Annotated in this window: 10 protein-coding genes; all 10 read right to left on the bottom strand. The window is 60.7% G+C overall.

Annotated features, from left to right (window positions below; all coding sequences use genetic code 11):
- Positions 1-400: 400 nt before the first annotated feature.
- Positions 401-862: a PilZ domain-containing protein gene (locus O6929_13525; protein MCZ6481398.1), complete on the bottom strand. Its 462-nt coding sequence runs from the start codon at positions 860-862 to the stop codon at positions 401-403.
- Positions 863-912: 50 nt separating this feature from the next.
- Complete coding sequence (locus O6929_13520) at positions 913-1,383, bottom strand: Hsp20/alpha crystallin family protein (protein ID MCZ6481397.1); 471 nt, start codon at positions 1,381-1,383, stop codon at positions 913-915.
- A gap of 67 nt (positions 1,384-1,450) precedes the next feature.
- The gene (locus O6929_13515) at positions 1,451-2,017 is read right to left on the bottom strand and encodes a hypothetical protein (protein MCZ6481396.1); all 567 of its coding nucleotides are present in this window, start codon (positions 2,015-2,017) and stop codon (positions 1,451-1,453) included.
- 285 nt (positions 2,018-2,302) lie between these two features.
- Positions 2,303-2,920 carry a response regulator gene (locus O6929_13510; protein ID MCZ6481395.1) on the bottom strand — a complete coding sequence of 206 codons (618 nt, stop codon included), beginning with the start codon at positions 2,918-2,920 and terminating at the stop codon, positions 2,303-2,305.
- Between the two features lie 258 nt (positions 2,921-3,178).
- Positions 3,179-4,990 carry a PAS domain S-box protein gene (locus O6929_13505; protein ID MCZ6481394.1) on the bottom strand — a complete coding sequence of 604 codons (1,812 nt, stop codon included), beginning with the start codon at positions 4,988-4,990 and terminating at the stop codon, positions 3,179-3,181.
- Between the two features lie 195 nt (positions 4,991-5,185).
- Positions 5,186-5,323: a hypothetical protein gene (locus O6929_13500; protein ID MCZ6481393.1), complete on the bottom strand. Its 138-nt coding sequence runs from the start codon at positions 5,321-5,323 to the stop codon at positions 5,186-5,188.
- A gap of 25 nt (positions 5,324-5,348) precedes the next feature.
- Positions 5,349-6,464, bottom strand: a complete 1,116-nt coding sequence (thiO, locus tag O6929_13495) for a glycine oxidase ThiO (protein MCZ6481392.1) — start codon at positions 6,462-6,464, stop codon at positions 5,349-5,351.
- A gap of 43 nt (positions 6,465-6,507) precedes the next feature.
- The gene (locus tag O6929_13490) at positions 6,508-6,900 is read right to left on the bottom strand and encodes a response regulator (GenBank protein MCZ6481391.1); all 393 of its coding nucleotides are present in this window, start codon (positions 6,898-6,900) and stop codon (positions 6,508-6,510) included.
- Positions 6,901-6,911: 11 nt separating this feature from the next.
- Positions 6,912-7,121, bottom strand: a complete 210-nt coding sequence (locus tag O6929_13485) for a hypothetical protein (protein MCZ6481390.1) — start codon at positions 7,119-7,121, stop codon at positions 6,912-6,914.
- A 35-nt stretch (positions 7,122-7,156) separates the two neighbouring features.
- The coding region (locus tag O6929_13480) for a nitrite/sulfite reductase (protein ID MCZ6481389.1) at positions 7,157-8,189 on the bottom strand (1,033 nt) is incomplete at its 5' end.

Raw genomic sequence — 8,189 nt, 5'->3', positions numbered from 1 at the left:
TGGATTCCACAAAACCCGGAGGGTCGATCAAGATACGGGTTGAGACCATTCACTAGTGCCGCACCAACTATTTCCCGCTAACAATCCCCCCTTGGTGCGTCACTTCCGCTAGGGGGGCAGGCCCCCCTTCGGCGCTCGACTGTAGCCTCGCTGAGCACCCCCCAAGCGGAGGGGAGTCTCTCCCCAACAACCCCTCAGTGCCCCTCGCGGAAGCTTGCTGTGCTTAGGGAGATTTAGTTGGAGGGACACTAGTACATCCAGTAGTTCTATCTCGGCATCATCGAGGGAAAGCTCAAAAGGCTTCCGAGCCGGTGTCCGCTCCTGAACTGAATTCCTTCACACCTGTCGGCATCTGATGATCAGCGTCGCGCTGGATTGCCCATTCCACGACACGCGCCGCTTACCCTTCAGAATCCCCATTGGCTATCGCTTCGAGAAAGCCAATGTATTCGCCGATCAGTTGCTGCGAAGTTTCAGACACATCGACCAACGCTAAGCCCGTCCGATAGACATAGTGTCGTTCCCCGACGGACGAGTTCTCATACTGGTAAAGCGCCGATCGGACAACCCGACACTTCACACTGACCCTCGCCCCGCACAACGAGAGAGTCAGGATAAAGACGGTGCTTGGAGGAAAGATGTTTGAGTGTTCGATAAGGACCCCGCCCATGCTGATGTCGACGACGGACACCTTGGTGGCGTCCCCAATCCATCCCGATAGCCATCCCGACCCCCGCCATCGCGAAAGGCGCCGCCTGTCGGATTTCGCCTGTTCCATCGGTCCCATCCCGCCGCTCTCGATTTTCCGGTTTTCCATGAAGTTGAGGCTCCCTCCCGTGCGATGGGTTACCGAACAATACATCTGAGCTGCCGTCGCGCTGACGTTTCATGCGGTCTGTTCGTCCGAAGACCTTACTCTACCTTGATTTCGATCATCTTCCCCCTCGCCTCCTTGGTCTTGGGCAGGTGGACTTCCAAAACACCGTCCTGGAAGGTCGTACTTACCTTGTTCACATCCACGTCGGCCGGAAGAGTTAGGCTTCGCGCGAAGATCCCTGTCCGCCGCCCACGGCTGCCGTAGGCTTCCTCGCTCGCCTCCCCCTCTTCCTTCCGCTCGCCCCGGATGTTCAGGACGCGGCGATCCACTGTGACCTCGATGTCCCTCTGTTCCAGGCCGGGGAGGTCCGCCCGGAGGACCACCTCCTCCTTCCGGTCGAGCAAAGCCATCGCCGGCGCCACGCCGCTCGCCTCGCCAGCCAATTGTAACCAGGGCCGCTCCTGAAAGAACCGGCCGCACACGGTTTCTATCTCTCGCTCCATCCGGCCTCGTTCGCGGAACGGGCCGCGGGCCAGACCCCACCTCGACCGCCTTCCGACTGCCATGATCCCTCCTTCTTGCCCCTGCGACGATAGACCGCAATGGATGAGGGGGTTCGCCGCGGTCCTCGGTCTATTGACCGCCTCCCGGTTTAACCGCCGAGCTGATGACTTCTTTGAGCAACGCCGCACGTTCCATCGCTTCCCTCATGTGGGCGAGTTTGGCCAGCAACTCCCGTTCGATCTCCCTACTCTCCGCCACGAGGCGGTCATACACTTCGCCGGCTTCCCGGTGCATGCGGTCTTGAACCTCGGCGACTCTGCCCCGGAATTCCTCGACAGAAGCCTCGTGCCCCCTGACGAGGACTTCCTCTGAAATCGTGTGAATTTCCTGACTATAGCGATCGATGAGTTCCGTCATGCTTGACATGCCTTGCTCAAGGAGTTGCATGGGCCCCTCCTCTGGGGATTCCTCCCGGACAACGTCCGGGGACCGACTGTTATTGAAGGCGCCCTCGCGATTTGCCAGCTGCAGGCAGGCCGCAGCCTCCTCGGCAGTGAAGATCCCAAGCGCCTGGGCCTCCCGGACGATCTCAGCCCAGCACGGCCCCTCCCGCCGCAGACCTCGCGCATAAATGGCCTCGAGGAGGTCATGCGGTGCGCTGACGACGAGTTTACGGATCAGGTCTTGTTTCCACATGCTTCGACCTTCCTTGGATCATCCCTGCCCCCTTTCAGCCGGGCCATGACCAGAGAGGTCTTCCACCCGTGGAAGCCCGAGTGGTTGGAACCAAGGGAAAAGCCATACTTTTACGCAAAGGAGGGTGCTGTCGAACGGGAATTCGCGCTGTCGAAAATAAAAACGCCTCAGGAAGGATATGCATCCTCCGTGAGGCGTCATGGCCTCTGCTACGTGGCGCGTCTTGGCGCCCGTGAATTACGTGCGCGATCTGACCGTCACATTAGTCCCAAGACCTGCTTTTTGTCAAGGAGTTTCTTCGAAGGGAGAGAGAAGATCGTCGGCCTGTACGATCGTCGAGGCGATGACCTTGAGGCTCGTTCTCGTGGTCCGGCTTTTGTGTTGCATCCGTCGGAAAGCCTCCGCTTCAGAAAGCTGCACCCGCTTCATGAGGACCCCCTTGGCCTTCTCCACCAGTTTCCTGGTTTCCAATGCCTCCTTCAGGTCGTTAACCTCCCGGCGCAGGGCACCAAGCTCTGTGAAGCGGGCCAAGGCCACCTCGATGGTCGAGCGGAGAGTACTTTCGTTTACAGGCTTTAAAAGGTAGGCCATCGCCCCAGCGTCCCCGGCTCGCCGGACAAAGTCCTCGTCGGGATACGCGGTCAGGAACACGATAGGAACGGCCTCCTGCGCCAGGATGGCGCGGGCCGCCTCGATCCCGTCCGTCCCCGGAATCCGGATGTCCATCATAATGAGGTCCGGCTGTAACTTCGAGGCAAGCCTCACAGCCTCCTCCGCGTCCTTCGCTAATCCCAACACTTGATGGCCGATGTCTTCCAGTTGACCCTTCAGGCCTGCCGCGACAAGACCTTCGTCCTCGACGACGAGAACTTTCAGGCTCCGATTGTTTGCCCCAGAAGTCATTTCACAGCCCCGTTACGTTTTCAGCGACCTTCCGGAAAAGCCCATAAGCTAGCCCGCATTATTCACGAAGACACTCCGTTCGTGAATAATGCGCCTGCAGGTGCGGGCTCGGCCGCACCGCCAGGTTTCGACAGGCCGCTCCCGCGGCTTGCTCAAGGCTAGCCCTGAGCGACGCCCCGCAAACGTGGGGCGGAGTCGAAGCCCGGAGGGCAGATTATTCACTTCTATGTGAATAATCCGGGCTAGGTCACATATATTCTATTGCTCTACAAATTCGGGTTTCGGGAACCGAATAGTCGCCAGCGTCCCACTGTCATATTGGAGTTGAAACTGTCCCTGGAGGTCCGTCTCGACCAACGACGCAACGATGTCCAGTCCTACCCCTCTCCGCCACTCGCCCTCGTTCGTGGCTGGGATCCCAATGCCGTTATCTTTGACCGACAATTGTATCTCCTTTTCATCCTCTGTGACCTGAACGTGAATGAGTCCTGTGTCACGGGACAGAAAGGCATGTATGATAGCATTGGTGATCAGCTCATTGGCGGCCAAAGCCAAGGAGCCAAGCCACTTCGGCGGGAGCCTGAGAGCAGGCGCGTCGACCGTGATCTTCACTTTCTCATCCCATCCGATACCCCTCACAACAGCCTTCGCCACCTCCTCCACCAGCCTTTTGAGATCCAGCTCCCTGAAATGATCCTGGGCCAACAGATCGTGGATGGCGGCCAGACTCTGCACCCGATCAATGCACGCTTTGAGAGCCTCCTCGGCTGTCCAGCGCCTCTTCCGAGCAAGCTCCATGGACAGCAGGCCAACAATCGTCGCAAGGTTGTTCCGGACTCGGTGATTCAATTCCCGAAGCAGAAGGGCATTGGCTTCGGCCGCCCTTTCGCGCTCGGCAATTTCAGTTTGCAAGGCTTCATTGGCTTTCGCCAGCTCTACCGTCCGCTCCTGCACGCGCAGTTCTAACACGTTGTGTGCTCTCCGTAGTGCCTCCTCTGCCCGCTTGCGCTCAGTGAACTGGCCGATCCGGCCGCCGATGTCGGCTGCCATCTCAAGCAGCTCGGGATCGAGCTGCCGGGTCTCGCGGGTGTACGACACGATGACGCCTACCAGACCGTCCTCGGCATCGATCGGGAAGGCTAACGCGCCGTGCAGGCCGATCTTGGCCGCGATGGAGGCCCGAAGGAAGTCGGTGTCTGCGAGGACATCAGGAACCCATACAGCTCGGCGACGTGTCCAGACGCGACCGGGCAAGTTGCTTCCCGGGGCATAGGTCCTCGTGCGACTGATCGCCTCGAACTCCGCGCCGTCGAGGGACGGCGCATGCCACATACCACCCCAGCGCAGCACTTGAACCGTGGAGTCCACGAGCCACAACTCGCCGAGTTCGCAACCCAGGCCCTCACAGATAGCCTGCAAGAGGGGGGAGGTTGCATCCCGGAGCGTGGCGGCCTCTGCCAGGACGCGAGTGACCGCGAACTGCGCGTTCAGACGGCTCCCCGCCCGTTTGCGCCCCGTGATGTCTCGGATCATCCATCGCAGAATACCTATCTTCGTCTGCGGGTCGCCGACGGCGGTCATACTGATCGCAGCAAGGAAGGGTGCGCCTCTCAACGGCTGAAATCGCACTTCCCAACCCCGCACCTGGTGCAGGTCCGGCAAGCGGGCCAATTGAGACTGAAACGTCTTGCGATCTCGCTCTGCCACAAACGTGACCAGTCGTTTCCCCATTAGATGATCTTGGTGGGAGGCAAGCAGAGTCGCTGCGGCGCGATTGGCCTGCTGGATGGTTCCCTCAGCATCCGTGACCAGATACCCATCCGGTGCGAATTCGAAAAACTCCTGGTATCGCTGCCGCTCCGCTTCCACAGTCCGACGGGTCGTGGTCAGCTCCTCGTTCTGTTGCCGAAGTTCTTTCGCGGCCACCTGGAGCTCATGGAGCGCGTTCGAGAGTTCCTTCAGGAGCTCAACGACGACTTGCACTGGCGGTGCGGCCACATCGTGTCGAAGATCCTCTAGGAGGCGCTGCAACACGGAATCAATTTCCTGGTGCGCGGGGCTCTTTTCCATGTATTGATCTCCCCTCAGAATTGCCCCCTCCTGTTTTCCATCTGCGACGACCAGCGGAGTACAGGATCGGTAGGTGGGGGGTCTCAGTATTCCCCGACTTGCAACGCGTGTCAAGCGCCAGGAATTTTAGCGGCAGCAAGAGCGGCCGCCATTGAGGCTTGGTGATTCGAGAAGGAGGGGTACGTCGTGTGTTCCTTAACAGACCGGATAGCGTCCCTGCGCCAGGTCCTGGCAGAAGAGCGGCATACGCTCAAGCTCCTCCTCCACTACCTTCCCTACTATCCAGGAACAACCAATATCGGTCAGGGTGTCCAGGTCCGGGATCGGAAACATGATAGACCCTGGTACGGCTGGGCTCTTACAGGCCGAAGCGGCCGGGACTGAAGGCATCAAGGGAAAACGAGGGGGGCTCGCCCAGGATCATTTCAGCGAGTAGCCGACCCGTGAGAGGGCCAAGAAGAATGCCATTGCGGAAGTGGCCGGTGGCGATATACAGGCCGGCCAGGTCCTGCAGGGGACCGATGATGGGGAGCCCATCTTTGGAGTGGGGGCGAAACCCGGCCCAGGCACGCGTGAAAGGCTGCTCCGCAAGGCCGGGGAGAAGCGCCAGCACAAGCGAACTAAAGCCGTGGATCCCGCTGAGGGTCACATTTTTCTCGAACCCGACATACTCGACATTGCTCCCCACGACCAGGCCGCCGTTTAGCCGGGGAACCAGATAGCCCCCCCTTCCCCAAACCGGATGTCGCAAGGGCGGCTCCGCAAGCTCGGCGTAGAGAATTTGCCCCCGGGCGGGTTCCACAGGGATCCGGCGGCCGAGGAGGGCCCCGATCTGCCCTGACCAGGCCCCGGTGCACAGGACGACCTGGCCGGCGGTATAGATTTCCTGGGGAGTCCGGACACCGGCAACTCTGTCCCCTTCGTACAGGAATCCCGTGACGGGACTGCCTTCCAGGATGCCGACCCCGAGGGTCCGGGCCGCCTGGGCCAGCGCCCGAGTGAGTTCGGTGTTGTTCACGTGATGATCACCGGGGAAGAAGAGGGCCCCCGCGATCTCTTTGGTGAGCCCTGGCTCCAGTTTACCGACCTCTTCAGGCGTCAGCCGTTCCACGGCCAGCCCAAGCTCTTTCTGCCAGCGATATCGCCCCTCTGCTGCCTCGTCCCCCTCCTCGTCGAGGAGGTAAAGAATACCCCAGCTGAGATACTCAATATCGACATGGACGAGGTCCTTCAGCATCGGTGCCAGGCGCTCGTAGTACTGGCGCGCCGCAAGGCAGAAGTCGAGAAAGGGGCCGGGTCCACCCGCCTCACACTGCGGGGCCAGCATCCCAGCCGCCGCCCCTGAAGCCTCGCCGCCGATGTCGCCTCGATCGAGGACAACAACCCGCTTCACCCCCTTCTGGGCCAAGTGGTAGGCGACGGAGCAACCCACCACCCCTGCGCCAACGATGATCACATCCGTCGTCTCGGCCACTTCATTGCCCTCTTCAGGGGTGCTACATCCTTATCTCACGAGCTTATTTCGTTGATTGGCTCCCGAGCGTTCTTTGAATAAGCCCCAAGAGGGAGCCAGCACGGAAGGGCTTTGTGACAAAGTCTACGGCCCCAAGCTCCGTGGCCTTGGCATACGTGGCCCGGTCCCCGAAGGCCGAGAGAAAGACCACCGGGAGATTCTGGTCCTCCTGCCGGATCTCCTTCAAGAGCTCGAGGCCATTCATCCCCGGCATGACCAAGTCGGTAAGGACCAGATGACACGGCTGCGTGCGGAGTACGGTAATGGCCTGCGGTCCGTCCTCGGCCAGGGAGACTTCGTATCCGGCGCCGAGGAGGATGCGCCGGAGATTCTCCCGCATATCCTCATCATCCTCGACCACCAGGATCCGACGTGGCAGGCTGATTCCGGTTTTCATCGCCCATTCCTTCATGGCTCCTCTGGATTTCCTCTCCGCGCCCGAACAGCGTTGAGCAGTCCCCCCTGGAGAAGGATCTCCGACTCCCCGGGCGTGAGGTCGAGGACTGCTTCGACATCCCACTCACCGGTCTGAGCGACGTTCTTCCCATCCTCGATGGCCGCCTCGGCCAGGATGATCCCCTGCCCTCCATCGCCGCTTATCCGGATCTCATACCTCATCCTCGTCCCTCCTCAACGGACGGCATTTCCTCCCCCTACACCGCGCACTCACCGGCGCCCGTCTTGGGCTGGAAGGCCTCTTCCGCCCCCCAATCCCGGAACCCATCTGGGGCCTCTTCATAGGCGGGTAGCTGGGTGAACTCGGCCAGGATCTCCGCCACTCGACCCGATCCGAAACGATCCAGAAAGGTGATAAGGACCTCGCAGTTTTCCCGGTTCGCCTTATAGATCTGGAGGAGCCTGTCAATGGCCATCGGGATGTTCTTCGCCGGGATCCTCAGAGTAGGCTTGCCGAACCGGGCGGTGCCATCCCCCCACGCTCCTCCCAGGAACATCTGATAGGTCGGGGCCTGCCGCCCGCTGAATTTCTTGGACCCGCCGTAGAACCCAATGGTGGCCATATGGTGTTGGCCGCAGGAGTTCGGGCAGCCGGAGATCTTGATCCGTCCGCCCACCTCCTCCACCAGGTCCGGGTGCTTTTCTTCCACCACCCTGCCGATCGCCATCGCCAGCCCCCGGGAAGAGGTGATCCCGAGCTGGCACGTGTCTGCGCCGGGGCAGGCCGTGATGTCGATGAGCCGCTCAGCCCCGGGGCGGGCCACATCAGCACGGCGAAGGACCCGGTACAGCGCGACGACGACGCCGGCCGGGACCCACCTGAGGAGAAAGTTTTGTTGGTTTGTGGTCCTGACGGTGCCGTCGCCAAACTCTCGGGCACAGAAGGCCAGGAGCCGAAGCTGAAGAGCCGTGATATCGCCGAGATCCAAACGGACCGTTACCATAACGTAGCCCGGCTGCTTCTGGGGTCGGACGTTGGTACGCCGCCAGCGCTCATAGGCAGGGTTATCGAGATCCGGAAGGCTCACTGGTGTAGGCCTTCCGGCCGGGGGGTTCTCTTCTCGGATGATTACGGGAGAAAGTTTTCCGGCCATGGTGAGCTTGAGGCCGGTCCGCTCTTTGAAGACCAGCTTCCGGAACTTCTCCACGCCGAACTCCTGCATGACAAACTTCATCCGCGCCCTGTTGCGGTTCTCCCGGTTGCCCAATCGGTCAAAGACCCGGACAATG

It is taken from the genome of Candidatus Methylomirabilota bacterium (assembly GCA_027293415.1).
In the GTDB taxonomy this organism is placed as follows: Bacteria; Methylomirabilota; Methylomirabilia; order Methylomirabilales; family CSP1-5; genus CSP1-5.
Note: the sequence above shows the minus strand (reverse complement) of the source record. Positions and strands in the feature narration are given on the sequence as shown.

What these genes read in the sequence shown, in the direction of transcription:
- O6929_13525 (MCZ6481398.1), bottom strand. Translation starts at nt 862, where the DNA reads ATGTATTGTTCGGTAACCCATCGCACGGGAGGGAGCCTCAACTTCATG.
- O6929_13520 (MCZ6481397.1), bottom strand. Translation starts at nt 1,383, where the DNA reads ATGGCAGTCGGAAGGCGGTCGAGGTGGGGTCTGGCCCGCGGCCCGTTC.
- O6929_13515 (MCZ6481396.1), bottom strand. Translation starts at nt 2,017, where the DNA reads ATGTGGAAACAAGACCTGATCCGTAAACTCGTCGTCAGCGCACCGCAT.
- O6929_13510 (MCZ6481395.1), bottom strand. Translation starts at nt 2,920, where the DNA reads ATGACTTCTGGGGCAAACAATCGGAGCCTGAAAGTTCTCGTCGTCGAG.
- O6929_13505 (MCZ6481394.1), bottom strand. Translation starts at nt 4,990, where the DNA reads ATGGAAAAGAGCCCCGCGCACCAGGAAATTGATTCCGTGTTGCAGCGC.
- O6929_13500 (MCZ6481393.1), bottom strand. Translation starts at nt 5,323, where the DNA reads ATGTTTCCGATCCCGGACCTGGACACCCTGACCGATATTGGTTGTTCC.
- O6929_13490 (MCZ6481391.1), bottom strand. Translation starts at nt 6,900, where the DNA reads ATGAAAACCGGAATCAGCCTGCCACGTCGGATCCTGGTGGTCGAGGAT.
- O6929_13485 (MCZ6481390.1), bottom strand. Translation starts at nt 7,121, where the DNA reads ATGAGGTATGAGATCCGGATAAGCGGCGATGGAGGGCAGGGGATCATC.